Origin of the sequence: Romboutsia lituseburensis DSM 797 (assembly GCF_900103615.1) — a bacterium.
Taxonomy (GTDB): Bacteria; Bacillota; Clostridia; order Peptostreptococcales; family Peptostreptococcaceae; genus Romboutsia_F; species Romboutsia_F lituseburensis.
Map to the genome: position 1 here is coordinate 1 of NZ_FNGW01000027.1, position 1558 is coordinate 1558.

A 1558-nucleotide genomic window follows, 5' to 3' on the forward strand; every position below is an offset into this window, starting at 1 on the left:
TAACAAAGTATTTTTTCTTTGTCAACTCTTTTCTTAAGTTGTTTTGTCTTTCGTGTTTGCCCTTTTCTTAAGGACAAGTATAACTATACCATCATAAATTTATATCGTCAACACTTTTTCTTAACTTTTTTTAGTTATTTTTTATTTTAATTTATTTTTTTAAGTTTATCCACATATATTTTTTATTTTATTAACATTATATACAGTCTATACCTATGCTATATGCTTATTCCTTATTTTTTATCCACATTTTAACATAAAATCTATTTTATATAATATTTAATAAAAAAACTATAAGATATATAAAACTCTTATAGTTTTTTATATTCTATAGGTTGTATTTTTCTAATATTTCATCTAAAAATTTTCCATTTTCATAAAAAATTTCCCCATCTGCATATATCTTTCCATTAGATCTCATATCACAAAGCATATCCCAGTGTAGAGATGATTTATTTTTTCCTCCTGCTTCTGGCATTGAATCTCCTATAGCCATATGTATTGTTCCACCTATTTTTTCATCAAATAACATATTTGATGTAAACTCTTTTATGCCATAATTAGTTCCAATAGCCACTTCACCAAAAAATTTGGAACCTTTATCTGTTTCTAGAAGTTCTTTTAATAATTCTTCACCTTTTTCAGCTGATGCCTTTATTATTTTTCCATCTTTAACTTCTAACTTAATACCTTCTATTTGTTTACCCATAAATATTCCAGGAAACGAAAATTTTATATATCCATTAATATCATTCTCTATAGGAGATGTAAATATCTCTCCATCAGGAAAGTTTTCTTTACCATCACAATTTATCCATTTTCTTCCCTTTATCCCAACCCTTATATCTGTATCATCAGATACTATATGAAGATCGCTTTTAGTATTTAAATATTTAATCCATCTCTCTTGTTCTTTACTTATTCTTTTCCATTCCTTAATTGGATCGTCTTTGTCTAACAATCCTGCCTCATATACGAAATCCTCATACTCACTTATACTCATACTTGCTTCTTGTGCATCAGAATATGTAGGATATTGAGTTCCACACCATCTTAAACTCCCATCTCCACAGCGTTGTGAATATATAGATTTCCATTTTGATGAACCTTGTTGTGATAACTTTATTTTTTGGGGATCTACTTTTGATAATGATCTGGTATTTCTACCTCCCCATGCTGTAAGCCATACATCAGCCTTTTGTAATAAAGTCTCATAAATTAAATTTCCTTGTTTTAACTGTTCTTCATTTGCATATTTTAATTTAACTTCTGATACTTCTTCTGATTCTAATCTATACTCTACATGCGCTCCTAACTTTATAGCCTCTTTAGCAACTTCAATTACCCACGATGTTGCAACTTCATCTGCACATATAAATACAATATCATCTTTTTTTATTCCTGTTGAATAATTCACTAGTAACTTAGCTAGTTTACTTAATCTCTCATCTGCCATTAAAACTCCCCCTCAATCAATTTATAGTTTTATAAGTTGCTATAAATTGTAGTTGTAAAATACAAAAAAGTCTAGAATATAAAATTCTAGACTTTAATTAAA

At 27.9% G+C, this 1558-nt stretch carries 1 protein-coding gene; it reads right to left on the bottom strand.

Features of this window, described 5'->3' with window-relative positions; all coding sequences use genetic code 11:
• Positions 1 to 328: 328 nt before the first annotated feature.
• Positions 329 to 1456 (bottom strand): aminopeptidase, encoded by a 1128-nt coding sequence (locus BLP75_RS17930; RefSeq protein WP_092727901.1) that lies wholly within the window; start codon positions 1454 to 1456, stop codon positions 329 to 331.
• Between the last annotated feature and the right edge of the window lie 102 nt (positions 1457 to 1558).

Excerpts from the sequence above, each read along its gene's own strand:
- BLP75_RS17930 (WP_092727901.1), bottom strand. The coding sequence starts at position 1,456 with ATGGCAGATGAGAGATTAAGTAAACTAGCTAAGTTACTAGTGAATTAT.